A 26,399-nucleotide genomic window follows, 5' to 3' on the forward strand; every position below is an offset into this window, starting at 1 on the left:
GTCAGACTGAATTACACCCAAGGCAAACGGGTCAAGGTCGCGCGTCAGATCGACGCCATGTCCTTGGCCTCAAGTCCCGAGGCCGCCTCACGAGGGTCGGTCCGAGGGGCACCCCAGGTTTTTCGTTAGAGAAATACCCGAAAGGTTCATCATGGAAATCAACAAGGCAGAACTCGCCTCCGCAGCGGCCGCATCCGGCCAACACCCCGAAGAATTGATGGGCGCCGAGATCATGGTGCGCGCCCTGCAGGCCGAAGGTGTCAAGCATATCTGGGGCTACCCCGGCGGCGCCGTGCTCTACATCTACGACGCGCTCTACAAGCAAGACAGCATCCAGCATGTGCTGGTGCGTCACGAACAGGCGGCCGTTCACGCCGCCGACGGCTTCGCGCGCGCCACCGGAGAAGTAGGCGTTGCGCTCGTGACCTCGGGTCCGGGCCTGACCAACGCCGTGACCGGCATCGCCACCGCCTACTCCGACAGCATCCCGATGGTGATCATCTCGGGCCAGGTCGGCACGGCCGCAATCGGCTCCGACGCCTTCCAGGAATGCGACACCGTCGGCATCACCCGGCCCATCGTCAAGCACAACTTCCTGGTCAAGGATGCGCGCGACATGGCCGAGACCATGAAGAAGGCCTTCCACATCGCCCGCACCGGCCGTCCCGGTCCGGTGGTGGTCGACATTCCGAAGGATGTCTCCTTCATCAAGGCGCCTTACCACGGCTACCCCGAGACGGTGGCGATGCGCAGCTACAACCCGGTGCGCAAGGGCCATGGCGGCCAGATCCGCAAGGCGCTGCAGCTGCTGATGTCGGCCAAGCGGCCCTACATCTACACCGGCGGCGGCGTGCTGCTGGGCAACGCGGTGCAGGAGCTGCGCCAGCTGGTCGACCTGACCGGCTTCCCGGTCACGCACACCCTGATGGGCCTGGGCGCCTATCCGCAGACCGACCGCAAGTTCCTGGGCATGCTGGGCATGCACGGCACGGTCGAGGCCAACTACGCGATGCAGAACTGCGACGTGCTGCTGGCGGTCGGCGCGCGCTTCGATGACCGCGTGATCGGCAACCCCAAGCATTTCGCCTCGGTCGAGCGCAAGATCATCCACATCGACATCGATCCGTCGAGCATCGCCAAGCGCGTCAAGGTCGACGTGCCGATCGTGGGCGACGTCAAGGACGTGCTGGCCGAGCTGATCCACATGATCCAGGAGTCGCCGACCCAGCCCGATGCGTCGGCCATGTCGGCCTGGTGGAACCAGATCGAAGGCTGGCGCGCCAAGGACTGCCTGGCCTATGACCGTGGCAACACCGAGGTCATCAAGCCGCAGGCCGTGGTCGAGACGCTCTGGAACATGACCAAGGATGATGACTGCTACATCACGTCCGACGTCGGCCAGCACCAGATGTTCGCGGCCCAGTTCTACAAGTTCAACGAACCGCGGCGCTGGATCAACTCGGGCGGCCTGGGCACCATGGGCGTGGGCCTGCCGTACGCGATGGGCATCAAGCTGGCCAAGCCGCAGGCCGACTGCTGGTGCATCACCGGCGAGGGCTCGATCCAGATGAACATCCAGGAGCTGTCGACCTGCAAGCAGTACGACACCCCGGTCAAGATCGTGGCGCTCAACAACCGCTACCTCGGCATGGTGCGCCAGTGGCAGGAGCTGGTCTACCAGGGCCGCTACAGCCACAGCTACATGGACGCGCTGCCCGACTTCGTCAAGCTGGCCGAGGCCTATGGCCATGTCGGCCTGCTGATCGAGCGCCCCGAGGATGTCGAGCCCGCGCTGCGCGAGGCCCGCGCCATCAAGAACCGCACCGTCTTCCTGGACTTCCGCACCGACCCGACCGAGAACGTCTGGCCGATGGTCGAAGCCGGCAAGGGCATCACCGAGATGCTGCTGGGTTCGGAAGATCTGTAAGCCTCATCAACCCCTAGCCTCCAGAAGAATCTATTGCCCGCCGAGCCCGCCGCTTACCGGCGTCGGGGGAGGGCGGCGAGAAGAGGAATCGCTGAAATGAAACACATCATCGCCGTTCTGATCGAGAACGAGGCCGGCGCGCTGTCGCGCGTGGTCGGTCTGTTCTCCGCCCGCGCCTACAACATCGAGTCGCTGACCGTGGCGCCGACCGAGGACCCCTCGCTGTCGCGCATGACGATCCAGACCACCGGCTCGCCCGAGGTGATCGAGCAGATCACCAAGCACCTGAATCGCCTGATCGAGGTGGTCAAGGTGGTCGACCTGACCGAAGGCGGCTACACCGAGCGCGAGCTGATGCTGGTCAAGGTGCGCGCGGTCGGCAAGGAGCGCGAGGAGATGAAGCGCATGGCCGACATCTTCCGCGGCCGCATCATCGACGTGACCGAGAAGAGCTACACCATCGAGCTGACCGGCGACCAGTCCAAGAACGATGCCTTCCTGCAGGCGATCGACCGCAGCGCCATCCTGGAGACCGTGCGCACCGGCCCGAGCGGGATCGGCCGCGGCGAGCGCATCCTGCGCGTCTGAGCGCGCCTCGCGTTTAAACTACCCCACTTTTTTACGGAGCAACAAGCATGAACGTTTTCTACGACAAAGACTGTGACCTGTCCCTGATCAAGGGCAAGACCGTGGCCATCATCGGCTACGGCTCGCAAGGCCACGCCCACGCCCAGAACCTGAACGACAGCGGCGTCCAGGTCGTCGTCGGTCTGCGCAAGGGTGGCGCGTCCTGGGACAAGGTCGCCAAGGCCGGCCTGACCGTGATGGAAGTCAACGACGCCGTCAAGGCCGCTGACCTGGTCATGATCCTGCTGCCCGACGAGAACATCCCCGAGGTGTACAACAACAACGTCGCCCCGAACATGAAGCAGGGCGCCACCCTGGCCTTCGCCCACGGCTTCAACGTGCATTACAACCAGGTCGTGCCGCGCGCCGACCTCGACGTGATCATGGTCGCCCCCAAGGGCCCGGGCCATACCGTGCGCTCCGAGTACCTCAAGGGCGGCGGCGTGCCGTCGCTGATCGCCGTCTACCAGGACAAGTCCGGCAAGGCGCGTGACCTGGCCCTGTCCTACGCCATGGCCAACGGCGGCGGCAAGGGTGGCATCATCGAGACCAACTTCCGCGAAGAGACCGAGACCGACCTGTTCGGCGAGCAGGCCGTGCTGTGCGGCGGCGCCGTCGAGCTGGTCAAGATGGGCTTCGAGACCCTGACCGAAGCCGGCTACGCGCCGGAAATGGCCTACTTCGAGTGCCTGCACGAGCTCAAGCTGATCGTCGACCTCATGTACGAAGGCGGCATCGCCAACATGAACTACTCGATCTCGAACAACGCCGAGTACGGCGAGTACGTGACCGGCACCGAGGTCATCAACGAGCAGTCGCGCGCCGCCATGCGCAATGCCCTGAAGCGCATCCAGACCGGCGAATACGCCAAGATGTTCATCCTCGAAGGCAAGACCAACTACCCGTCGATGACCGCCCGCCGTCGCCTGAACGCCGAGCACTCGATCGAGATCGTCGGCGAGAAGCTGCGCGGCATGATGCCCTGGATCGCCAAGAACAAGCTGGTCGACCAGACCCGCAACTGATCCCGCCGGCCCGCGGGCCGGTCGCCAGGAAAACCGCCCCCGGTGCGCCGGCGGGCGGTTTTTTTCTGGCCGCCGCCCGTGCCATGGCGGCTGGCTTACACTCGACCCCCATGAATGTCAGTCACATCGAAGATTGAGGCCCACCATGCACGACGGAGCCGACCCCCTCAATACCCCTGAAGCGGTGCTGCCACAGCGCCACAAGGGCATCTACATGCTGCCCAACATGATCACGCTGGCCGCGCTGTTTGGCGGCTTCTACGCGATCGTGATGTCGATGAACGGGCGTTACGACCTGGCGACCGCGGCGATCTTCGTCGCCATGGTGCTCGACAGCCTGGACGGGCGGGTGGCGCGCCTGACGCACACCCAGAGCGCGTTTGGCGAGCAGATGGATTCGTTGTCCGACATGGTGTCCTTTGGTGCCGCGCCGGCGCTGATCGCCTACGAGTGGGGCCTGCGCGACCTGGGTCGCTGGGGCTGGATCGCGGCCTTCGTCTACTGCGCCTGCGCGGCCTTGCGGCTGGCGCGCTTCAACGTCAACACCAGCGTGGTGGACAAGCGCTTTTTCCAGGGCCTGCCGTCGCCGGCGGCCGCCGCGCTGGTGGCCGGCTTCATCTGGCTGGCGACCGAGGGCGGCTATCAGGGCGAAGATCTGGCCTGGCCGATGTTCGCCATCACGCTCTACGCCGGCCTGACCATGGTGACCAACGCGCCGTTCTACAGCTTCAAGGACCTGTCGATGAAGCGAAGCGTGCCGTTCGCCGCCATCGTGCTGGTGGCGCTGGTGATCGCGGTGATCAACATCCATCCGCCGACCGTGCTGTTCGGCCTGTTCGTCGGCTATGCGCTGTCGGGCTATGTGATCTACGCGGTGCGCAAGGCCAAGGGCCAGCCGACCAGCGTGATCAGCACCACGACCGACGAGCCCGATGAGCGCGGCCTGCACGATTGATCCGGCTTTGTGATACATTGCTCGACATGAAATCCGCACGCCAACTGCTACTAGCGCCGATGCCACAAGGGCAGGCTGGATAGCGCGCGCGTTTTCCACACCAACGGCCCGCATGCACCCGCAGCGGGCCGTTTGTCTTGGATGCTGCGGGGGTCTTGTCTGTGTCGGCCACGAGCCGGCTTCAAGGAGTACCAAATGAGCGACCAACTGATCATTTTCGACACCACCTTGCGTGACGGGGAGCAATCTCCCGGCGCCTCCATGACTCGCGACGAGAAGCTGCGCATCGCGCGCCAGCTCGAGCGCCTGAAGGTCGACGTGATCGAGGCCGGTTTTGCCGCCAGCTCCAATGGTGACTTCGAGTCGGTCAAGACCATCGCCGATCACATCAAGGACTCGACGATCTGCTCGCTCGCGCGCGCCAACGAGCGCGACATCGCGCGCTCGGCCGAGGCGCTCAAGGGAGCCAACCGCGCCCGCATCCACACCTTCATCGCCACCTCGCCGCTGCACATGGAGAAGAAGCTGGGCATGACGCCCGAGCAGGTGCTGGAGCAGGCCAAGCGTTCGGTGCGCTTCGCGCGCAACCTGATCGGCGACATCGAGTTCAGCGCCGAGGACGGTTACCGCTCCGAGCTCGATTTCCTCGCCCGCGTGGTCGAGGCCGTGATCAAGGAAGGCGCCACCACGATCAACATTCCCGACACGGTGGGCTACGCCATCCCCGAGCTGTACGGCAACTTCATCAAGACCCTGCGCGAGATGGTGCCCAACTCGGATCAGGCGATCTGGTCGGTGCATTGCCACAACGATCTCGGCATGGCGGTGGCCAACTCGCTCGCCGGCGTCAAGATCGGCGGCGCGCGCCAGGTCGAATGCACCATCAACGGTCTGGGCGAGCGCGCCGGCAACTGCTCGCTCGAAGAGGTCGTGATGGCGCTCAAGACCCGGCGCGACTATTTCGGCCTCGATGTCAACATCGACACCAGCCAGATCGTGCCGGCCAGCCGCATGGTCAGCCAGACCACCGGCTTCGTGGTGCAGCCCAACAAGGCCGTGGTCGGCGCCAACGCCTTCGCGCATGCCTCGGGCATCCACCAGGACGGCGTGCTGAAGGCGCGCGACACCTACGAGATCATGCGCGCCGAGGACGTGGGCTGGAGCGCCAACAAGATCGTGCTGGGCAAGCTCAGCGGCCGCAACGCCTTCAAGCAGCGCCTGAAGGAGCTCGGCATCGAGATGGAGTCCGAGGGCGAGGTCAACACCGCCTTCGCCAAGTTCAAGGAACTGGCCGACCGCAAGAGCGAGATCTTCGACGAGGACATCCTGGCCCTGGTCAGCGACGAGAGCGTGACCGCCGCCAAGGAACAGTACGGCCTCGTTTCGCTGGCGCAGCACAGCGAGACCGGCGAGCGTCCGCGCGCCAAGGTCGTGTTCACGGTCGACGGCAAGGAGTTCACCGGCGAAGCCGATGGCAACGGCCCGGTCGACGCCTCGCTCAAGGCGATCGAGCAGCATGTCAACAGCGGCGCCGAGCTGCTGCTGTATTCGGTCAACGCGATCACGACCGGCTCGACCGAGAGCCAGGGCGAGGTCACGGTGCGACTGCAGCACAGCGGTCGCGTGGTCAACGGCGTCGGTGCCGACCCGGACATCGTGGTCGCATCGGCCAAGGCCTACCTGAGCGCGCTCAACAAGCTGCACAGCAAGGTCGAGCGGGTCGCGGCCCAGCTCTGATTCCTTATGGGAGTCGACCTCCTAGACTCCCGGTAATTAATTTGATATTGCTAGTCATTTGCCATCGTTTTATACTTCTAGGTGTTAGTTCTTTATGAGTTTGGAGTGTAAGCAAATGACCCATAGCAAGCTTCAGTGGCTGCGCCGTGCGACCGCTGCCTTGAGTTTGGGGGTGACGCTTTCCCTGATGGCGCCGCCTTCTCTCATGGCTGCGGGCGCGCCCGTCAAGAAGAAACCCGTCGCCGCACAGAAGGTGAAAGCCAAGGCCAACGCCAAGGTGAAGGTGGCCGCCAAGGCGCCCGTGGTTTCGGCGCGCGCCAGGCGTGCCGCCGCCAAGGCGGCCGTGCAGGCCGACGCCAGCGTGGCCCGTCCCCAGTCCGGCAAGGCACGCCGCGCCGCCGTGGTCGCGGCCAAGTCCGCGGCGGTGGCCGGTGGCGCACTGGCGGCGGTTTCCGCTGTCAACGCCGCAGATCATCACAAACCCGATGCCGCCGCCGCCGACGAGCTGCCCAAGCTCAGCGCCAACGCGGTGTTCGTGATGGACCAGAACAGCCGCGAGGTGCTGGTCAGCAAGAACGACAAGGTCGTGATGCCGATCGCCTCGCTGACCAAGCTGATGACCGGCTTGCTGGTGGCCGATGCCAAGCTGCCGCTGGACGAGGAAATCATGATCACCGAGGATGACCTCGATATCTACAAGGGCACGGGTTCGCGGCTGTCGGTCGGCACCCGGCTGACGCGCGGCGAGGCCATGCACCTGGCGCTGATGTCGAGCGAGAATCGCGCCGCCCATGCGCTGGGCCGGACCTATCCCGGTGGCATGGTCAATTTCGTGCGGCTGATGAACGCCAAGGCCGCCGAGCTCGGCATGCGCGATACCCATTACATCGAGCCGACCGGCCTGTCGGTCGAGAACCGCTCCAGCGCGCGCGACCTCGCGCTGCTGGTCGCGGCCGCCTACCAGCGCCCGCTGTTGCGTGAATTCTCGACCTCGCAGGGGTACGCGGTCGAATCGGGCCGGCGCGTCCTGCAGTACCACAACAGCAACCGCCTGACGGCCGACCCGAAATGGGAGATCGGCCTGCAAAAGACCGGCTACATCTCGGAGGCTGGTCGCTGCATGGTGATGTCGGCCAAGCTGGCGGGTCGCCAGATCATCATGGTCTTCCTCGACGCGGCCGACAAGTCGGCGCGCATCGGTGACGCGCAGCGGGTGCGGCGCTATGTCGAGTCGGTCGCCTCGACCGATTCGATCGAGCGCCTGGTCTTGCGCAAGGGCTGAGCCGCTTATTTGCCGGGGCAGCCCAGCGCGCGGCTGATCGCATCGGCCGTGGCCTGCAGCTTGGGCAGCCAGCCCTCGTCGAGGCGATCGGCCGGTGCCGAGATCGACAGGCCGGCCACCAGCCGTCCTTGGTCGTTGTAGATGCCGGCGGCCATGCAGCGCACGCCGAGTTCGAGTTCCTCGTTGTCGCGCGCGCTGCCGAGCTGGCGGCATTGCTGCAGCTCCCGCTCCAGGGTCAGCAGCTGGGTGATGCTGTTGGTCGTGTTGCCCATCAGGCCGGTGCGCGTCGCGTAGGCGCGCACGCGCTGGGGGTCGTCCGCGGCCAGGAACAGCTTGCCGACCGAGGTCAGGTGCAGCGGGGCGTGTCCGCCAATCGCGCGCACCACCTGCATGCCCGAGCGCTCGCTGTAGGCGCGCTCGACGTAGACGATCTCGTCGCCCTGGCGCACGCTCAGGTTGACCGGCTGCTGGATCAGCTTGTGCAGCTCGCGCATGGGGCCGAGCGCGGTGTCGCGCACGCTCAGGCGCGCCTTGACCAGGTTGCCGAGTTCGAGCAGGCGCATGCCCAGCCGGTAGCTGCCGGGCTCGGGCCGATCGACGTAGCGTCCGATCGCGAGGTCATTGAGGATGCGGTGCGCGGTCGAGGGATGCAGTCCGGTCTTCTCGCTGATTTCCTTGAGCGAGACCGCTTCCTCGCGCGAGGCAAGCACATCCATCAGCGTGAAAATGCGTGCGATCACCTGAACGCTGGGGTGGGTGGGAATGAGGTCTGGACGTCTGGTCATGGCATGAAAATCATCACTGCCATTTTACAAGATGAAATGACATGCGGCCCGGAGTGTTGTTTCAGGCCACCGGATCCTCGCTCCAGACACCTTCGCGCAGCAGTTGGTGCGGGACGAAATGCCGCTTGTAGGCCATCTTGGGACTCAGGCCGATCCAGTAGCCCAGGTAGACCCAGGGCAGGCCCAGCTGCCTGGCCTGCGCGATCTGCCACAGCACGTTGTAGGTGCCATAGGCGGCGCCGGCCTCGGGCTCGTAGAAGGTGTAGACGGCCGACAGACCGTCGGCCAGCACGTCGACCAGCGAGACCATCTTGAGCCGCTCTGGCTCGCTGTCGGTGGCGGGCAGCAGGAACTCGACCAGGCGCGAGTTGACCCGGCTCTGCAGCAGGAACTGGCCGTACTGGTCCACGCTGTCCTGGTCCATGCCGCCACCGGCGTGGCGCGCGCGCTGGTAGCGCAGGTAGAGCTCGTAGTGGACGGGGTCGAAGGCCAGGCTCAGCACACGGGCCTGCAACTCGCCGTGGCGGGCTTGCGCCCGGCGCTGGCTGCGGCTGGGCGCGAAGCGCGCCGCATCGACCCGCAGCGGGATGCAGGCCTGGCAGCCCTCGCAGTGCGGCCGGTAGGTGAACAGGCCACTGCGGCGAAAGCCCCGCGTGACCAGTTCGGAGTAGGCGTCGTTGTGGATCAGGTGGCCGGGCGTCGCGACCTGCGAGCGCGCTTGTCTGCCCTCCAGGTAGCTGCAGGGGTAGGGCGCCGTGGCGTAGAACTGCAGCGCCTGCAGCGGGAGTTCCTGGCCCGGGTTCATGCGGCGCTCATGGGGTCTTGGGTGACGGACGGTCCAGCCATGCGGACCAGTATAGGGGGTCGAGCCGCCATTCGGGGGCAGGCTGCGCCGCATGGCGCCGCACGATCCGCAGGAACTCGCCGCGCGGCAGCTCGCGCGCGCCGAGCGAGGCCAGATGGGTGGTGTTCTGCTGGCAGTCGATGGCCTCGACGCCCCAGGACTCGCAGGCCGCGACCAGCGCCGCGAGCGCGATCTTGGAGCCATTGCTGCGCCGGCTGAACATCGATTCGCCAAACACCATGCGGCCGATGGCGACGCAGTAGAGCCCGCCCACCCGTTCGCCATCCCACCAGGTCTCGACGCTGTGCGCGTGGCCGGCGCGGTGCAGCGCGCAGTAGGCCGCGACCATTTCGGGCAGGATCCAGGTGCCGTCCTGGCCCGGGCGCGGGCTGCTGGAGCAGGCACGGATCACGGCCTCGAAGTCATGGTCGAAGCGGACCTCCAGCCGGCCGCCGCGCAGTCCGGCACGGATGGTCTTGCGCAGCGAGGGCTGCAGCTTGAAGTCGGCCACGCGCAGCACCATGCGCGGGTCGGTGCTCCACCAGAGTATCGGCTGACCCTGCGAGAACCAGGGGAAGATGCCCCGACGGTAGGCCGCCAGCAGCGTGGCCACGTCGAGCGCGCCACCGGCCGCGAGCAGGCCCGGCGCCGGGTCGCCGGCGCCCCAGGCCCGATCGACCGACGGGAAGGGCTGGCCGGGTTCGAGCCAGGGTACGGGGCGGGGTCTTGTCATGTTGCAGCGGGAGTCTTGTTCGGGTAGTCGCAGCAGTCGGTCACGGCGCAGCGGTCGCAATGCGGCTTGCGCGCGGTGCAGACATAGCGCCCATGCAGGATCAGCCAGTGGTGCGCATGCTCCAGGTATTTTGCGGGGATGCGCTGGAGCAGCTTTTGCTCGACCTCCAGCGGGGTCTTGCCGGGGGCCAGCCCGGTGCGGTTGCCGAGCCGGAAGACATGGGTGTCGACCGCCATGGTCGGCTCGCCGAAGGCGACGTTGAGCACCACGTTGGCGGTCTTGCGGCCGACCCCGGGCAATTTTTCGAGTTCCTCGCGCGTGCGCGGCACCTGGCCGCCATGCTGGTCGAGCAGGATCTGGCAGGTCTGCAGCAGGTGCCTGGCCTTGCCGCGGTACAGGCCGATGGTCCTGATCTGCTCTTCCAGGCCCTCCTGGCCCAGCTCCAGCATCTGCTGCGGCGTATTGGCTATTCCGAACAGCCGGCGCGTGGCCTTGTTGACGCTGACGTCGGTGGCCTGCGCGCTCAGCAGCACGGCGCAGAGCAGCTCGAACGGACTCGTATACTCAAGCTCGGTCACGGGCCGCGGATTGGCCGCCTGCAAGGTGGCGAAGAAGCGCTCGATCTGTTCCTTTTTCATTCCACCGATTTTCCCATGAGCGCCTCCGCCGTCCGCTTCGCCGACCGACTCGACAAGGTCGAAACCTCCGCCATCCGCGAGCTGTTCAAGCTGTTGGGCAAGCCCGGCATCATCAGCTTTGCCGGGGGCTTCCCGGATGTGGCGCTGGTCGATGTCGACGGCATCCGCGCAGCTACCTTGGCCGCGCTGGAGCAGGAACCGGCCGGTGCCATGCAGTATGGCGCGACCGAGGGCTACGCGCCGCTGCGCGAGCAGCTCGCGAGCTTCATGCAGGCCAAGGGCGCGCAGGTGGCGCCCGAGCAGCTGATCGTGACCACCGGCAGCCAGCAGGCGCTCGACCTGCTGGGCAAGACGCTGATCTCGCCCGGCGACAAGGTCATCGTCGAGGGTCCGACCTTCCTGGCCACCATCCAGTGCTTCCGCCTCTACGGCGCCGAGCTGGTCAGCGCGCCGGTGGATGGCCAAGGCGTCGATGTCGAGCGGCTGGAACAGCTGATCGTCGAGCATCGCCCCAAGTTCGTCTACCTGATCCCGACCTTCGGCAACCCGAGCGGCGCCACGCTGACGCTGGAACGCCGCAAGCGCGTGCTCGAACTCGCCGTCAAGCGCCAGACGCTGATCGTCGAGGATGATCCCTACGGCGACCTGTATTTCGACGCGCCGCCGCCGCCCAGTCTGCTGGCGCTGAGCGCCGAGGTGCCGGGCAGCCGCGACTGCCTGGTGCATTGCGGCAGCTTGAGCAAGACGCTGTCGGCCGGCCTGCGCCTGGGCTGGATGGTCGCGCCGCCCGAGCTGCTGGCCAAGGCCGTGATGTGCAAGCAGTTCAGCGACGCCAACTCCAGTACCTTCGCGCAGGCCACCGCCGCCCAGTACCTCAAGTCCGGTCGCATGGCGGCCAACCTCGAAAAGGCGCGCGCCGTCTATGCCGAGCGGGCGCAGGCCCTGTGCGAGGGCCTGCGCGCCGAGCTGGGCGACGCGATCGAATTCGTCGCGCCGCAGGGCGGCCTGTTCGTCTGGGCGCGCCTGACCGGCGCGAATGGCAAGGTCACCGACGGCAACGAATTCTCGCGCCGCGCGATCGAGCAGGGCGTGGCCTTCGTGCCAGGCGCGCCCTTCTATTGCGAGCAGCCCGACCCGGCGACGCTGCGCCTGAGCTTCGCGACTTCGGACCTGGACAAGATCCGCGAGGGCGTCAGCCGCCTGGCGCGCGCGCTGTAAGCTGCGGCGCCAGCGCGTGGTAGCAGCGCAGCGCTGCCCAGGCGTCGTTGGCCGCGTAGAGCAGCTGCGATTCACTCAGGTCCAGCCGCGACCAGTTCGAGGTGGCGGCCTTCTTGGACTTGGCGAAGCGGCGCTCGAACAGCAGCGCGACCGCCGACTTGACGCCGATCTGCTGGCGATAGCCGCGCTGGCGGAAGTCGTGGCCGAGCTCGTGCACCCGAGCCGGCTCGATGCCGAGCTTGGACTGGATGCGCTTCTTGTCGTCGCCCAGGCCGAAACCGGCCTTGACCGCGCCCGGCCAGGCCAGCAGGGTGGCGACCTCGTCCCGGCAGTCCGGGTCGTGCAGCTGGAACACCCAGGCTTGCTCCAGCGTCGCGAGCTGCACCACATGGGGGCCGTCGGATGCCTCGCCGACCGTGAAGGTCGGCTTGGATTCGGTATCGAAGCCCCAGGCGCTGCTGGCGCGCAGGGCCAGGGCGGCGCGCTGCGCCTGCACCGGGGTGGAAATCAGTTCGATCCGTTCGAGTTCGAGTCGGTCGAAGGGGGCGAGCAGGTCGATCTGCTCCTTGCTGGGGGGGAGGGGGCGGCTTTTCATAGGGGTTGGCGCGCAGCATAACGCAACGCCGCTGGTCCGGGCGGGCGCCGGCCGACGCATAATCACGCTCCCGCAGCGCGTCCATTCGGCCCCGCTGCTAGCCATCAGGATAACCATGAAGAAAACATTCCCGCTCCAGATCGAAGGCAGGCACCCGGACCGCGTGCTCGACGCGCTCAAGCACGAACTGCGCAAGTACCTCAAGCGCGAACGCCGCCGCGACCTGCCCGCCGGCGTCGATTACTGGGACTTCGACTGCCGCTTCGGCCTGAGCCAGGACAGCGCCGAGACGGTGCACCTGTCCCAGCTGATCGGCAAGGTCGATGAAGCAGCCCAGGGCGGCGCGACCCAGGTCTATGTCGAGATCCTGGCCAAGCATGGCGTGCGCGGTGCCCGCGTCGCGTCCCAGGACGGCGATCTGGCCTGAGGCCTAGCTTGGATGCCGGCCGGCGCTGAGTCGGGCTGGCATCGGGCTCGATGCCTACTGAGTGGCTGACTGGCCGTTGGCCGATCCGCCTTCAGGCGCGTCCTGCCCAGTGCCGGCATCGCCCGCAGCAGCTGCCGCTGCGCGCAGCTTGTCCTTCTTGCTCGGGCGCTTGCCCTTGATGCCGCCGGTGCCCGGTGGCAGCTTGCCCGGTCGCGCTGGTTCGGCCGGGACGGCGGCGGCTTCCTCGAACCCCGAGGGCTCGAAGCTGGCGACCGTTGCCAGTTCGAGCTGCAGCGACTGGCGCTTCTGGATCAGGCGCCAGTGCGCGAACTGGTCCGCGCTCACGAAGCTGACGGCCAGTCCGCTGGCGCCGGCCCGTCCGGTGCGGCCGATCCGGTGCAGGTAGTCCACCGCCGAGCGCGGCAGGTCGTAGTTGACCACCACCGGCAGGCCTTCGATGTCGATGCCGCGCGCGGCCAGGTCGGTCGTGACCAGGATGTCCCAGCGGCCGGACTTGAATTCGTCCAGCACCTGGCGCCGACCGCCCTGGCTCAGGCCCCCGTGGAAGGCGGTCGCGTAGACCCCGTTCTTGTAGAGCTTGTTGGCGACATGCTCGGCCGCGTACTGGCTGGCGACGAAGACCAGCGCCTGCTTCCAGCCCTGCTCCTTGGCCAGATGGCGCAGCAGCGTGGTGCGCTTGTCGGCATCGACCGCGATCGCCTGCTGTTCGATGGTCAGCGGCGCCTGCACCTCGGCCTCGATCCGGATCCGTACCGGCTCGCGCAGCAGCGCGTCGGCCAGTCCCTGCACCCCAGCCGGGAAGGTGGCCGAGAACAGCAGGTTCTGCCGCCGGGCTGGCAGTTGCTTGAGCACACGGTCGAGCTCATCGGCAAAGCCGAGATCGAGCAGGCGGTCGGCCTCGTCGAGCACCAGCTGGCGCACCTGGTCGAGCTGCAGGCCGTTGTGTTCGATGACGTCGAGCAGCCGGCCAGGCGTGGCGACCACCAGGTCGGCACCGCCGCGCAGGGCCAGCAGCTGCGGGTTGATCGAGACGCCGCCATAGAGCGCCTGCACCTTGAGCACTTGCCGCGCGCTGCCGGCCTGGCGCGCGGCCAGGTCCCGCAGCAGTTCGCCGACTTGCAGCGCGAGTTCGCGCGTGGGCACCAGCACCAGCGCGCGCAGCTGGCGCCGGTAGCCGCCGATGGGCTGGCTGGCCAGCCCGTGCAGCACGGGCAGGGCGTAGGCGGCGGTCTTGCCGGAGCCGGTCTGGGCCTGGGCCTGGACATCGGCGCCGCGCAGGATGGCGGGAATCGCCTCGGCCTGGACCGGGGTGGGCGTGGAGAAACCGAGCTCGCGGGTGGCGTTAATCAGCGCGGAGGACAGACCGAGGGAGGCAAATGACATGGGGTGGGAGTGTAGGGCCTGCGGTGCCAAGGCGGCTCAGGCCAGGACTTCCAGCAGGCGGTCGAGGCCGCCCTCGTTGATCGCGACCATGGCCTGCTCGCGCACCTTGGGCTTGGCGTGGTAAGCCACCGACAGGCCGGCCGCGCCCATCATCGGCAGGTCGTTGGCGCCGTCGCCCATGGCGATGCATTGCCCGGGCGTGATGCCCAGCAGCGAGGCCACTTCCAGCATCGTGCGGCGCTTCTCGGCGCCGTCGCAGATGTCGCCCCAGCATTGCTCGATCATGCGCCCGGTCAACACATCGTGCTCGATTTCGAGCCGGTTGGAACGCGCGAAGTCGATGTTGAGCCGCGCCTTGACGCGGTCGGCGAAATAGGTGAAGCCGCCCGAGACCAGCAGCACCTTCAGGCCGGCGGCCTGGCAGGCGGCGATCAGCTCTTGCGCGCCAGGGTTGATCTGGAGTCGCTCGGCATGGACGCGCTCCATGTCGGCCACGGTCACGCCCTTGAGCAGCGCGACGCGCCGGCGCAGGCTGTCCTTGAAGTCGGTGATCTCGCCGCGCATGGCGGCCTCGGTAATGGCGGCGACCTCGGCCTTGCGGCCGACCGCGTCGGCGATCTCGTCGACGCATTCGATGCTGATCAGCGTCGAGTCCATGTCGAAGGCGATCAGCTTGAAGTCGGACAGCTTGAGCGGGGCGCTGAAGTGCTGGATCACGAGGCCGGGGGCGAATTCGGTGGCGGTGGTCATGGGGTGGTCTTGATAATGGTAGGGTTGATTTCGCCGATCAGCTGGCTGAGCTTGTCGCCGTTGATCTTGGTCTTGTAGCTGACGGGTATGCCTTGGGCCTGCAGTGCTTGAAAGAAGCGCTCGGCGCTGCGGATTTTCCAGTGTTCCTTTTCGGGGATGTCAGTTGGGCTGTCGTAGCCCTTGGTTTCCACCACCAGGTACAGCGCTTGCGTCATGCCCTTGGTCTGGACGGCATAGGCGAAATCCGGGTTGTAGTGGCCGGCCGGCGTCGGGATATTGATCTTGGGCAGCTTGGCAAAAACCGTCACCTGCTGCTGGTTCGACTCATCGACCGTGTCGCGTTCGATCTGGCTGTCCACCGGCATGAAGTCGTCCTGATAGAGCGATCGGGCGCGCACCTGTTGGTTCAGCATGGCGTGCGTTTCCGTGCCACACAGCGAGACCGGGATGGTCTTGAGCAGCTGGCCGCTGTTGTCGGTCAGCGAGGTCTTGACGCGAATCTCGCGCAACTCGTAGCTGACCCGGTGGATCAGCAGCTCATGAACGCAGCGCAGCATCAGGTCGCGCAGCGTGACGAGGGCGCGATTCTCGTTGTGCCGGATCTGGTCGAATTTGGACTTGGGCATGCGGCGCAGAATCTCGCCCACCGTATGCAGTGACAGCCGAGTCTGGTTGGCCAACTCCCGCACGAAACTCGACAGCGTGTAGACCGAGTGCGGTTTGATCTGGTACTGCTGCGTGGTGTCTTGCACCTGGTGCAGCGTCTCGACCTGCGTGGTGCGCGTGACGCTCAGGCTCAAGGGCCGCATCTCGAAGCCGTGCTCGATGCGCTGCAGGATGTTCTGGATCAGTGGCTCTGTTTCCAGCTCGTAGTGCAGCACTGCGTCGCGGTTCAGGTTGTCCCACAGTTGCTTGAATTGCTGGAACTGACCCGCATGCAGTGTCAGCGTGGGCTTGAGCTTGTCCTGCTTGGACTTGATCTGGCCCGAGCCTTCGTAATAGGCGTCCAGATAAGCCAGCATGGCTTGTGCATGGCTGGAGTCCAGTCCGGCAATGCCCTGCAAGGCCGCGCTGATGCCGGGGCGCAGGCCCTGATAGGCTGGCCGCTCCAGCAGCAGCGTGGCCTGACCGCTGATGTCGTCCAGTGCGATGACCTGCAGGGTGGCCAGTGCGTCCAGCACCCGCTGGGCCACCCGCGTGCTCGGTGCGATGCCGTTGTTGACCAGCACGCTGTCGTCGAATGTCCGGCTCACTTGTTGCACGCTGTGCGCGCTGATCTCGCTCTGGATCGCGGCGACGAAATCGCCCTCGCTGGCGGGCACCACCACCACCAGGTCGTTGATCTCGTCGAACGCCGCGTCATCGGGTTGCACCCGTTCGAGCTGCTGGTTGACCGCCAGCCGCAGGCCGCACCCGATCTGCTGCAGCTTGGTGATCCTGGACTGGCTGGGCGCCAGCTTGCACAACGTGAAGACGTTGGGGTTGTCCCAGCCCTCCTGCAAGGCCCACATCGAGAAGATGAAGCGCAGATCGGTGTCGAAGGACAGCAGCTTTTCCTTTTCCTGCAGGATCAGCTTGATGGCTTCCTCCTCGCCCTTTTCGCTGTGCGAGCGCGCGAAATAGCCCTTGTGCACGCGGCCGATGTCGTCCTGCGTGCGCTCCAGGTAGGCGCGGTAGCCGGGGTCGAGATCGTCGTGGGCCAGGGTCTCGGTCAGCTGCTGGCGGTAGTGGCGCTCGAAGGCCTCGCGCACTGTGGCGGGCTTGCCGCCCTCGGGCAGGTACTTGGCCACCGAATCGATGAAGAACAGGCTCAGCGACTTGATGCCGCGCTTGAACAGGGCTTGCTCGCGCTCGAAGTGGTTGCCGATGCTGCGCTGGATGATCAAGGACTGCAGGTCATCGGCCAGCATGCTGTAGGAGCTGGGCTCGCCGAGCAGGATCGAGAAACCGTTGCTGAACAGCAGTTCCTTGGTGGTGACGTTTTCCACCACATGGCCGTCGAAAAAGCCGATGCCGGTCTTTTCGCCCAGGTTGTCCTTCTTGCGCAGTTCGACCGTGGCGGCCTTGCCGGCCAGGGTCTGGTAGCTGACATGGGCGGTGCGTTCCTTGGCGCTACCTGTGACCTGCTGCAGGCACAGCAGCTGGTCGCTGTCGGCGGCGCTGCCCACCTGATCGACGGTGATGCCCTTGACCAGACGCTGGCGGAAGGCTTCCAGGCTGTCGAGGGTGTGGATCAGGTTCCTGAACTCGTCGTTCTTGAAGGTGGCGCCAAAGCGGAGCGTGAACAGCGGGTCGAACTTGGCCAGGTATTCCTGCGTCTGCCTGCCCTCGAAGCGGTGCGGCTCGTCGATGATCAGCACCGGCCGGATCGCGGCCAGCGCTTCCATGTAGCTCCTGGCGTGGCCGAACAGGTTGGCCTCGACCCCGCGCTTGTTGATGAGCCTGCTGTCGCCAGCGAACGACTGGTAGGTCGCCACCATGACCGAAATGCCGTGGTTGGCCGCGTGGATGAAGCCCTTGACCGTCTTGTCGGAGTAGTTGAAGACGTTGATCTTCTGGTTGTCGTACTCCTTGGCGAAGAAGGCGGCCGTGCTTTGCAGGCTTTTCAGCGTGCCCTGGCGGATCGCGTTGCTGGGCACCAGCACGATGAACTTGGACAGCCGGTGCTGCTGGTGCAGCTTGTGGAGGGTCTCGATGAAGGTGAAGGTCTTGCCGGTGCCGGTTTCCATCAGCACGTCGAGCGACAGCGTCGGCGTGGCGCTTGATGCCACCTGCACCGCGCCGGCGCTGATGCGCTTGGCCGCGCGCACCCGCTCGATGTTGGCCTTGAGCGTCTTGTGCGCCTGGGCCGGCATGAAGACGGGGTTGGCCTGCACCCCGACCGGCGAGACGAAGTTCACGTCGGTGAAGACTTCGGCGATGGCTTCGACCGCCTGCGCCTGGTGCGCCAGGCGCACATACTGGAATTGAGCCGCCATGCCGTTCAGCCCCGCAGGTGCAGCGCGTTGTCGGCCAGGCCGAGCGATTCGGCCAGGGTCTTGAGGCCCAGCAGGAAGTTGTCGTCGCTGATCCAGGGCGCATAGACCGTCAGATGCTGCACTGGCTGGACAGCGGCCCGCAGCCCGCGCAGCAGGTCGGTCAGCTCGGTCAGCGGCATGGACCTTACCAGGATGGCGACATCGGCGGCGAGGTAGAGCGCCTCATCGACGATGGTTTGCAGCCGGGTGGTCAGCGGCAGGCCCTCGGCCAGCAGCAGGTTATGGAGCACGCGGTCGAGTTGCGCGGGCTGGGGCGTCGCGATGCGGGTTTGATAGGCGAGCAGATCGTCCTGTGTCGCCTCGTGCAGGGGTTTTTGCAGGATCAGCGCGTCGGGGTCATCGACCAGCTCGAAAACGCGAAAGCCGGTGTCCAGTGCGGGGATTTCGGTGGCCAGCAATTCGCCTTGCGCCTGGACCTGGGCCGCGCGCTCGGCTTGCAGCTTGGCGCCGGCGCGGCGGATGCGCTCGGCGGTGATCTCGAAGATCGTCGCCTCGGGCTTGCCCAGCGTTTCGGTGACGAAGGCATGGGCTTCCTTCTGCTTCTTCGGGTCGATAGCCTGCGGGATCTGCACCAGGATGAACTGGCGGTTGCCGCCGTCCTCGGCGTTCAGGCGCATGACGGCCTCGGCCGTGGTGCCGCTGCCGGCGAAGAAGTCCAGCACCAGGTCAGCGCGGCCCGTCGTCAGCTGGATCAGCTCCGACAGCACGTCGGCGTTCTTCGGGAACGGAAAGCAGCCCTTGCCGATCAGGGCTTCGAGCGCCAGTGTCGCCGAGCGGCCGTCGCGGTAGAACACCGAGGAATAGGGCTCGCTGTCGATCTCGGCCAGATAGCTCTTGCGGGTCGGGATCGTGGTTTCGTCGGCGCCGAAATGGATGCGCGGCGGTTGCTGCGACAGCGCCCAGCGGGTCTTTTCCTCGTCCCAGCGCCAGCCCGTCGAGGGCTTCTTGCACGGCAGGCCCGTGACCGGGTGCGGGATGTCATGCCGGGGGCGCGAGGCGCGGCCGTCGTCCGGCCCGGCGAAATTGTCAGCGAAGTACAGGCCGCGATCGTCCGACCAGGTGTAATGCTTGTGCGCCTTGCGCGGGTCGGTGGCCGGCAGCGAGCGGAACCAGGCCATCATCGCGGCGCGAATGGCATCATGGTCGTTGGCATGCGCGGCTTTCAGCGTTTCGTATTGGGCCAGCACCGCGTCGGCGCCTTCCTTGGGGCGTCGCCATTGGCCGTTGTCCAGCGCAGCCGCCTTGTCGTTCACGTAGCACAGGATGTATTCGTGCACGGTCGAGATCAGCTTGGTGTCGCCTTTCTTCGAGCGCTGCCAGACCACGTTGGCGACGAAGTTCTCCTCGCCGAACACCTCGTCGCACAGCAGCTTCAATGGCGCCTGCTCGTTGTCGTCGATCGAGATGAAGATCACCCCGTCGTCGCGCAGCAGGTCCTTGGCCAGCAGCAGGCGCGGGTACATGAAGCTGAGCCAGCCGCTGTGGGTGCGCGCGCCGTAGATGTTCTTGATGTAGTCCACGCTGTCGGCGCCGTAGCCCAGTTGCGCCAGCACCTCGCCCTGCCTGGCTGAAAAGTCGTCGCGGTAGATGAAGGCGTCGCTTTGCGTGTTGTAGGGCGGGTCGATGTAGATCAGCTTGACCTGGCCGAAATAGCTTTGGCGCAGCAGCCGCAGCGCGTCGAGGTTGTCGCCCTTGAGCAGCAGGTTGCCGGTGTCGGCCCAGTGGACGCTGTCGCCGGCCAGCGGCTTGACGATCTTCTGCGCCGGCACGAAGGCGCTGTGGTAGGCCTCGCGCTTGCCGACCCAGCGCAGCTCGTAGCCGTCTTCCTCGACCCGGATGCCGGCCGGGTTGGCTGGATCGAGCGCGAGCTGCAGCAGCGCGGCATTGACGCGCACCCGGCCGTCGGCATCGACCTCGACCGCCTGGGGAAAAAGCTGGCGCAGCGCTTCGAGCTTGTGCGCGGCGGGGCTGGGGGTATTGAGCAAGGTATTGGCTGGCATGGGGGCGTCATTCTGCATCAAACGAAAACGATGGTGTCGCTGTAGCGGGCCACATTGGTGTCATGGGTCAGCAGGCGCATGGGCTCGGTCAAGGCCTGTGCCACCAGCAGGCGGTCGAAGGGGTCCTGGTGGTGGGCGGGGAGGTCTTCTACCGCCAAGGTGTGTTCGGGTTCGATCGACAGGATGCGGTAGCCGGCACGCTGGAAGTAGTCCAGCGCCTCGCGGGCCGACACGGGCATGTCGCCACGTCCCAGGCTGTGTTTGATGGCGATTTCCCACAGACTGACGGCGCTGACCCAGACGGTGCTGCGCGGGTTGCTGATCCAGTCGCGCGCCGGGCGGGTCAGGCTGGGATGATCCGCTATGGCCCAAAGCGCGATGTGGGAGGTCCAGAATCGTTGCGAAAACACGGGTGGCATGCTGAAAAACCCGGACAATGGCTGCCCAATCGTCGTGAGCGCCACCCTGGAATGTCCAAATGGAAATTAAAGTAGATTTTCTCGATAAATTTCGTCTTCAAGCCAAGTTCGATGACTTCACCGTAGTGGCGGATCAACCCATCCGCTACAAGGGCGATGGCTCGGCGCCTGGGCCGTTCGATTACTTTCTGGCTTCATCGGCCTTGTGTGCGGCATACTTTGTGAAGTTGTACTGCGTCAATCGCAATATTTCTACCGACAATATCCGTCTGTCACAGAACAATATTGTTGATCCGGAAGATCGCTACAAGCAGATTTTCAAGATTCAGGTCGAGTTGCCGGCGGACCTGTCCGACAAGGACCGACAAGGCATCTTGCGCTCCATCGAACGTTGCACGGTCAAGAAAGTGGTGCAAACCGGACCGGAATTCGTGATCGAAGAGGTGGAGAGTCTGGATGCCGATGCGCAGGCCTTGCTGATGCTGAATCCGGCCGCTGAATCAAGCACCTACATCACCGGAAAGGACTTGCCGCTGGAGCAGACCATTGCCAATATGTCGGGCGTCTTGGCGGGATTGGGCATCAAGATTGAGATCGCTTCGTGGCGCAATATTGTTCCTCATGTGTGGTCGCTGCATGTCCGTGATGCGTACTCGCCCATGTGCTTCACCAATGGCAAGGGGTCAAGCAAGGAAAGCGCGTTGGCGTCGGCGTTGGGTGAATATATCGAGCGCCTGAGCTGCAATCATTTCTATAATGATCAGTTCTGGGGCGAAGACATTGCCAATGCGGAATTTGTGCATTACCCGAATGAACGCTGGTTCAAGCCTGGCCGCAAAGATGCCCTGCCGGCTGGAATCCTCGATGAGTACTGCCTGAAAATTTACAACCCCGACGGCGATTTGCGTGGCTCGCACCTCTATGACACCAATTCTGGCAATGTGGAGCGTGGCATTTGTTCCCTGCCTTATGTGCGCCAGTCGGACGGCCAGGTGGTCTATTTTCCGTCCAATCTGATCGATAACCTGTTTCTCAGCAACGGCATGAGTGCCGGCAATACGCTGGTCGAAGCGCAGGTGCAATGCCTGTCGGAAATTTTTGAGCGGGCGGTGAAACGCGAAATCATCGAGGGTGAAATCGCTCTGCCGGATGTGCCGCACGGGGTGCTGGAGAAATTCCCCGGCATTCTAGCCGGCATTCAAGGCTTGGAGGCGCAAGGCTTTCCGGTGCTGGTGAAGGATGCCTCGCTGGGCGGAATTTACCCAGTGATGTGCGTTACCTTGATGAATCCGCGCACGGGTGGCGTGTTTGCCTCGTTCGGGGCGCACCCCAGCCTGGAGGTGGCGCTGGAGCGCAGCCTGACGGAGTTGCTGCAGGGGCGCAGTTTTGAAGGATTGAACGACTTGCCTCGGCCCACCTTTGAAAGTCATGCCGTCACGGAGCCGAACAACTTTGTCGAGCACTTCATCGATTCCAGCGGCGTGGTGTCGTGGCGCTTCTTCAGTGCCAAGTCCGACTTCGATTTTGTCGAGTGGGATTTTTCCGGCCAGGGTGAGAACTCCAATGCTGAGGAAGCCGAGACCTTGTTCGGAATCCTCAAGGGCATGGGGAAGGAATCCTACATGGCGGTGTACGACCAATTGGGCGCCATCGCATGCCGAATTCTGGTTCCGGGTTATTCGGAAATTTACCCGGTGGAGGATTTGATCTGGGACAACACCAACAAGGCGCTGTTGTTCCGTGCCGATATCCTGAACCTGCATGGCCTGGATGATGCCAGCCTGGAGGCGCTGCTTGAGCGCCTGGAAGACAGCGAGCTGGACAATTACACCGACATCATCACCTTGATCGGCATCGAGTTTGACGAGAACACGGCCTGGGGGCAGCTCACCATACTTGAGCTGAAGCTGTTGATTCACCTCGCCTTGCAGCAGTTCGAGGCGGCACAAGAGCTGACGGAAACCTTCCTGCAGTACAACGACAACACCGTCGAGCGTGGCCTGTTTTATCAGGCCTTGAATGTGGTGCTGGAGGTGGTGCTGGACGATGACTTGGAGCTGGCCGATTACGAAGCCAATTTCCGTCGCATGTTTGGCAACCCGTGCATGGACGCGGTGCTGGGGTCGGTGGACGGCAGCGTGCGCTTCCACGGCTTGACGCCCACCAGCATGAAGCTGGAGGGGCTCGACAGGCACCAGCGCCTCATCGACAGTTACAAGAAACTGCATGTGGCGCGGGCCACGTTGCTGTCATGGGTCAGCAGGCGCATCGGCTCGGTCAAGGCCTGCGCCACCAGCAGGCGGTCAAACGGGTCCTGGTGGTGGGGCGGGAGGTCGGCTAGCGCCAGGGTGTGTTCGGGTTCTATGGACAAGATGCGGTAGCCGGCACGCTGGAAGTAGTCCAGCGCCTCGCGGGCCGATACCGGCATGTCGCCACGTCCCAGGCTGTGCTTGATGGCGATTTCCCACAGGCTGACGACACTGACCCAGACCGTGCTGCGCGGATTGCTGATCCAGTCGCGCGCCGGGTGGGTCAGGCTGGGATGGTCCGTGATGGCCCAAAGCGCGATGTGGGTGTCGAGCAGCAGGTTCATGCCTGGCCCAGGAACAGGCGAGCCACTTCGTCGTTGTGGTCGTCGATGCTGTCTGGCATCTGGAATGCGCCCTTGGCGACGCCCAGGCGCTGGCTGGCTGCCGTGGTTTCGATCGGCACCAGCTTGGCGGCGGGTCTGCCATTGCGGGCAATGATGATTTCGCGCTCAGCCCCTTGCTCGATCGCCTCGACCAGACGTGACAGATTGGACTTGGCTTGCAGCATGTTGACGGCGTGCATGGGTGTTCCTTAGTTTGGCTAAGTCTAGCTAATTCGGTTCAACTTGTCTAGTTGGATATTTATATCTAAAATGACGATACTTTAGCGGTCATGCTTCCGCTGGAAGACTACCAGGCCGTGCAGGACACGACCGGTCTTTGCCGATGTCGCCAGGACCGCGAGATGGTCGAGCGCATCAACAAGTTGGGAGGTTCAGCCGTCGCTCGGTCTAGTGTCCGGTTCGCAGCGAGAACGGTCGTCGGCTCAGGTCGGTTGGCTGACCGGTACCGGCCAGAAGCGGACCTCGTCGAGAAGGCCAGGAAGCAAACAGTGGGCCACATCGAGCGTATGATTTTTATCATCAAGCGGTCTGGGGTTATTCGGCAAGCACCCGAGTTATGGCGAAAAACTGTCGCCCTATATCAAAGTTGGGCCACAAAAACTCGCACGGGAAGGTTAATTCCGATGTTTTTCTGGGAGAGAAAATGAAAAAGTGTTTCGTATTCTTGGCCGTCGCCACATCTTTGGCCGGTACCTGCTATGCACAAGACAAGCCAACGACGAAGAAAGAACAGCAGGCTAGGCAGAAGCAAACAAAGGTGCAACCTGCTCCAGCTGCTCAGGTCAAACAAGAGCAGAAGAAGCTTCCAATTGTGAAGTTCTCAATGGGGATGCTTGAAAGCGGACGCATTGATCCGGGATATATGGGAACCCCGGCTATGGTAGCGATTGATGCACTAGAAAAGATGACTAGCGTCAAGAAGGGCGAGTTTGAATCAACCGCCGACTACAACACCAGAAGATCGGCAGCACTTGCAGGAAAATTTTTTGGTGATTCTAGTATCGACGATGTTTTTGCTTTTGTGGCGCCAACATCCAAGGGTGGGAAATATAGCAGTGGTCTGCGATACGAGTTCAATGCAGATACTGGTGATGTAAATTTATATGTGCTTCCCGCTTCGTCGAAATACATGACCCTGAATGGAATCGGTGCGCCAGACTATACCACCAATCGACGCGAAGGCAAGGGATTAGACCAATTTGAGTTAAGCACAAAGATTGAGTCGAATAGAACTTATCAGGGTGGTAATGCTTATGGCGCGACTGTTACGGTAGAGAAGACACGTATGTCGAGGGTTGGAATTGCAGCAAACCGACTTCATTTTTTGAGCTTCGAGCGCGATTGGACCTATTCGAATCCGACGATTGCTAGTCAATTTAAGATGGAGAACTCTCGAGCAGCGAAAGAGTTGCCAGCGCTGAAGGCATTGATTGTTATGAAGCTGGCCGATCCCTATATTCTTTACAACTTCAAACATGTAGAGCCAAAGCGTGATAACCCGGTTGATATTTCCGTGCAAGAGAAATTTTTTGCAGGTGACGTGATTGGGATCGTCTTCTACTCTGGTCTGACTGGTGAAATATTCGCTCGACTGCCAGAAACTTTTGGTAAGCCAGCGCCCAAGTTGGAGTCAGTGCCCGAAGATAAGCTGGTTAGTCAGTGAGGTTTGACGTAGCGAACGATCTGAGAGATTCAAGAAAGCGGATCGAATTTTTCTTTTTCTATGACCATAGAAATCAACAGATTGCCGAGAGCTTTATATAGAGGCTTGTAGATAAGCTACGCCCTTCGAAGATATATAACTACAGGCTTTGGATGGACTCTGGAATAATCCTCGGTGAGGAGTGGGAAAAGAAAACCAGGTTCTCAGGCAGCGTGATGGCGCCTGTTAAAATGAAAAAACTTGTGTGCAATCCTGAATTCGTTTTTTCGTGACCCGAAATCTGGCCCGGTGTATTGATTTAATTGCAAAATTGTGCATCCAATCTCTTCACCCAATCGATCATGCCGCGCTTCAAAGGGATCTGGACTGAAAGTCCATCGCAAATTATTGATCTGGAAAAAGAAAAAACTTGTATACAATGAAATCCGGCAAGCCATAATCTTTAGCACAACCCCGCACAGCTTTCGGACTGGCCGGTTTTATTTTTGGGAAAAATTAGTCCCTCCAGCCAAAATCTCAGGGACTTCCCTCTTCGTCGTAGTCATCGTGGCTTGAATAGGAGCCAAATTGACTTCCATCCCGGAACGATCCACCCCAATGGCGTTTGGCGTCCATGGTCTGCTCGTTTCCAGAAATTTCGCGCAAGACGCCGTTATCGTATAGACCTCTCATGGTCGCCAGCATCGCGCTTTCGATAGAGCCGTCATCTTCTCCTCTGAAAATCTTTTTGGATGCTGGCCTTTTTATTTTTATCGGATCATTTGAAATAAATTTCCCAGACCGAATTGGTTCCGACTTCTTCCCTGGGCGCTGAACAATGCTTTTCGATCCGCTTGCGCTTTCTGACTTGAAGGCGGCATGAAACAGGTAGTCGTTGTGTATGGTGCAAAGGTGATCGATGGCTTGCCTTCTTTTGTTGAACGCTTCATTGCAAACTTTGCAAACGTGTGGCTTGTCAGCCTGCATTTTTGAAAGCTCATCCATTTTCTCCGGATGGTAGCTCTTGATGTGCCTTTGCAGCCGGACTATGGGCGGATCGTTGCAAAACGGGCATTGCTTTAGATTGATTTCAATAAAACTAGGAGCGATTCTACGAATGGCGTAACGAATTTGTTCCGGTGTGGTGACGGGCGCGCTCTCTGGAGGGTGCGATTCTCTTTGTTTTTTATCCGGCGGGACGGTGGATCTAAGCTGATTCGATTTTTTAAGGATCTGAGATGCCGGGAATGAGCACTTGTGCTGCAATATGTTGGAAAAAAATTGATCGCACCGGATGCAGCGAATCAGCTGATAGCCATATTTTTTTTTGCTTGTGGCTGTTTTGTTTTTTTTGCGAAGAGATATTCGCGATCGACTTGATTTTGGCGGCCGCAGCAATAAGCGATCTTTCTGCGCTTTTGCCATTAATTTTCCGATCACGGATCGACTCTTTTTTCACATCCTCAACCGTTCTTGAGGCTCGGTATCCGGTTCCATCGCACCACCGGCAGTTTTCGTTGTCGCCTTTGCAGGTGCAGGGTATGGTTTCCATTTTTGATCACTTTAATCCAAGAATACTATTGAGATGGCAATTCTTAACTCGAACGTGTAGTCTATCCCAATGAATAAGATCGACGCTCGAAAGCTTTCCCGGGATGCATTCAAGGCCCTGCGCGGCTAGGCCATATCATTACATACAA

General features: G+C 63.0%; 22 protein-coding genes and 1 pseudogene. 10 read left to right on the forward strand and 13 right to left on the reverse strand.

The genetic code is table 11. The features are described 5' to 3' along the window. Positions 1-151: 151 nt before the first annotated feature. The 6 genes from PHR85_RS01925 to PHR85_RS01950 all read left to right on the forward strand — a co-directional run bounded on the left by PHR85_RS01925 (position 152) and on the right by PHR85_RS01950 (position 7,553). The gene (locus tag PHR85_RS01925; RefSeq protein WP_300049757.1) at positions 152-1,927 is read left to right on the forward strand and encodes an acetolactate synthase 3 catalytic subunit; all 1,776 of its coding nucleotides are present in this window, start codon (positions 152-154) and stop codon (positions 1,925-1,927) included. A gap of 96 nt (positions 1,928-2,023) precedes the next feature. Further along, positions 2,024-2,515 (forward strand): acetolactate synthase small subunit, encoded by a 492-nt coding sequence (gene ilvN, locus PHR85_RS01930; RefSeq protein ID WP_300049759.1) that lies wholly within the window; start codon positions 2,024-2,026, stop codon positions 2,513-2,515. Positions 2,516-2,562: 47 nt separating this feature from the next. Beyond that, positions 2,563-3,579 (forward strand): ketol-acid reductoisomerase, encoded by a 1,017-nt coding sequence (gene ilvC, locus PHR85_RS01935; protein ID WP_300049762.1) that lies wholly within the window; start codon positions 2,563-2,565, stop codon positions 3,577-3,579. Positions 3,580-3,724: 145 nt separating this feature from the next. Then, on the forward strand, positions 3,725-4,534 hold the full coding sequence (gene pssA / locus PHR85_RS01940; protein WP_300049763.1) for a CDP-diacylglycerol--serine O-phosphatidyltransferase: 810 nt from the start codon (positions 3,725-3,727) through the stop codon (positions 4,532-4,534). 195 nt (positions 4,535-4,729) lie between these two features. Then, the gene (locus PHR85_RS01945; protein ID WP_300049765.1) at positions 4,730-6,271 is read left to right on the forward strand and encodes a 2-isopropylmalate synthase; all 1,542 of its coding nucleotides are present in this window, start codon (positions 4,730-4,732) and stop codon (positions 6,269-6,271) included. 115 nt (positions 6,272-6,386) lie between these two features. Beyond that, positions 6,387-7,553: a D-alanyl-D-alanine carboxypeptidase family protein gene (locus tag PHR85_RS01950; protein ID WP_300049767.1), complete on the forward strand. Its 1,167-nt coding sequence runs from the start codon at positions 6,387-6,389 to the stop codon at positions 7,551-7,553. A gap of 5 nt (positions 7,554-7,558) precedes the next feature. Here PHR85_RS01950 and PHR85_RS01955 read toward each other — a convergent pair whose 3' ends face one another. From PHR85_RS01955 to nth, 4 genes are all read right to left on the reverse strand, one after another. Beyond that, on the reverse strand, positions 7,559-8,338 hold the full coding sequence (locus PHR85_RS01955; protein ID WP_300049768.1) for an IclR family transcriptional regulator: 780 nt from the start codon (positions 8,336-8,338) through the stop codon (positions 7,559-7,561). 61 nt (positions 8,339-8,399) lie between these two features. Continuing rightward, positions 8,400-9,143, reverse strand: a complete 744-nt coding sequence (locus tag PHR85_RS01960) for an arginyltransferase (protein WP_300049769.1) — start codon at positions 9,141-9,143, stop codon at positions 8,400-8,402. A gap of 7 nt (positions 9,144-9,150) precedes the next feature. Next, on the reverse strand, positions 9,151-9,915 hold the full coding sequence (gene aat / locus PHR85_RS01965; protein WP_300049771.1) for a leucyl/phenylalanyl-tRNA--protein transferase: 765 nt from the start codon (positions 9,913-9,915) through the stop codon (positions 9,151-9,153). Beyond that, positions 9,912-10,553 carry an endonuclease III gene (nth, locus tag PHR85_RS01970; protein ID WP_300049774.1) on the reverse strand — a complete coding sequence of 214 codons (642 nt, stop codon included), beginning with the start codon at positions 10,551-10,553 and terminating at the stop codon, positions 9,912-9,914. The genes aat and nth overlap by 4 nt, the downstream gene beginning before the upstream one ends. A 15-nt stretch (positions 10,554-10,568) precedes the next feature. On the opposite strand from nth, the gene PHR85_RS01975 reads away from it, so the two are divergent. Further along, a complete protein-coding gene (locus PHR85_RS01975) occupies positions 10,569-11,771 on the forward strand; it encodes a PLP-dependent aminotransferase family protein (RefSeq protein ID WP_300049776.1) in 1,203 nt (400 codons plus the stop codon). On the opposite strand, the gene PHR85_RS01980 is transcribed toward PHR85_RS01975, so the two are convergent. Then, complete coding sequence (locus PHR85_RS01980; RefSeq protein WP_300049779.1) at positions 11,746-12,366, reverse strand: 3'-5' exonuclease; 621 nt, start codon at positions 12,364-12,366, stop codon at positions 11,746-11,748. The two genes, PHR85_RS01975 and PHR85_RS01980, sit on opposite strands and share 26 nt — an antisense overlap. Positions 12,367-12,481: 115 nt before the next feature. Between PHR85_RS01980 and PHR85_RS01985 the strand changes: the two genes are divergently transcribed. Then, positions 12,482-12,793 (forward strand): DUF6172 family protein, encoded by a 312-nt coding sequence (locus PHR85_RS01985; RefSeq protein ID WP_300049782.1) that lies wholly within the window; start codon positions 12,482-12,484, stop codon positions 12,791-12,793. A 54-nt stretch (positions 12,794-12,847) separates the two neighbouring features. Here the strand turns inward: PHR85_RS01985 and PHR85_RS01990 are convergent, their stop codons facing one another. From PHR85_RS01990 to PHR85_RS02010, 5 genes are read right to left on the reverse strand one after another with little or no spacing between them, the layout of a single operon-like run. Beyond that, complete coding sequence (locus PHR85_RS01990; RefSeq protein ID WP_300049785.1) at positions 12,848-14,197, reverse strand: DEAD/DEAH box helicase; 1,350 nt, start codon at positions 14,195-14,197, stop codon at positions 12,848-12,850. 36 nt (positions 14,198-14,233) lie between these two features. Beyond that, positions 14,234-14,947: a phosphoserine phosphatase SerB gene (gene serB / locus PHR85_RS01995; protein WP_300049788.1), complete on the reverse strand. Its 714-nt coding sequence runs from the start codon at positions 14,945-14,947 to the stop codon at positions 14,234-14,236. Then, positions 14,944-17,925 (reverse strand): DEAD/DEAH box helicase family protein, encoded by a 2,982-nt coding sequence (locus PHR85_RS02000; RefSeq protein ID WP_300049790.1) that lies wholly within the window; start codon positions 17,923-17,925, stop codon positions 14,944-14,946. The genes serB and PHR85_RS02000 overlap by 4 nt, the downstream gene beginning before the upstream one ends. 5 nt (positions 17,926-17,930) lie before the next feature. Next, a complete protein-coding gene (locus PHR85_RS02005) occupies positions 17,931-19,985 on the reverse strand; it encodes a site-specific DNA-methyltransferase (RefSeq protein ID WP_300049793.1) in 2,055 nt (684 codons plus the stop codon). Positions 19,986-20,002: 17 nt separating this feature from the next. Further along, positions 20,003-20,395: a type II toxin-antitoxin system VapC family toxin gene (locus tag PHR85_RS02010; protein WP_300049795.1), complete on the reverse strand. Its 393-nt coding sequence runs from the start codon at positions 20,393-20,395 to the stop codon at positions 20,003-20,005. Between the two features lie 68 nt (positions 20,396-20,463). Between PHR85_RS02010 and PHR85_RS02015 the strand changes: the two genes are divergently transcribed. Continuing rightward, entirely contained in the window at positions 20,464-22,785 is a 2,322-nt protein-coding gene (locus PHR85_RS02015) for an OsmC domain/YcaO domain-containing protein (RefSeq protein WP_300049797.1), read from the forward strand. On the opposite strand, the pseudogene PHR85_RS02020 reads toward PHR85_RS02015, so the two are convergent. Further along, positions 22,695-22,997: pseudogene (locus tag PHR85_RS02020) on the reverse strand (type II toxin-antitoxin system VapC family toxin); the annotation flags it as partial. The gene PHR85_RS02015 and the pseudogene PHR85_RS02020 sit on opposite strands and share 91 nt — an antisense overlap. Beyond that, on the reverse strand, positions 22,994-23,236 hold the full coding sequence (locus PHR85_RS02025; protein ID WP_300049800.1) for a type II toxin-antitoxin system Phd/YefM family antitoxin: 243 nt from the start codon (positions 23,234-23,236) through the stop codon (positions 22,994-22,996). The gene PHR85_RS02025 and the pseudogene PHR85_RS02020, both read right to left, overlap by 4 nt. 464 nt (positions 23,237-23,700) lie before the next feature. Here PHR85_RS02025 and PHR85_RS02030 point away from each other — a divergent pair, with 464 nt between their 5' ends. Beyond that, positions 23,701-24,720, forward strand: coding sequence for a hypothetical protein (locus tag PHR85_RS02030; protein ID WP_300049803.1), 1,020 nt, complete (start codon positions 23,701-23,703; stop codon positions 24,718-24,720). A 516-nt stretch (positions 24,721-25,236) separates the two neighbouring features. Here the strand turns inward: PHR85_RS02030 and PHR85_RS02035 are convergent. Beyond that, positions 25,237-26,139 (reverse strand): hypothetical protein, encoded by a 903-nt coding sequence (locus PHR85_RS02035; RefSeq protein ID WP_300049806.1) that lies wholly within the window; start codon positions 26,137-26,139, stop codon positions 25,237-25,239. Positions 26,140-26,399 lie beyond the last annotated feature (260 nt).

It is taken from the genome of Malikia sp. (assembly GCF_028687635.1).
Taxonomy (GTDB): domain Bacteria; phylum Pseudomonadota; class Gammaproteobacteria; order Burkholderiales; family Burkholderiaceae_C; genus Malikia.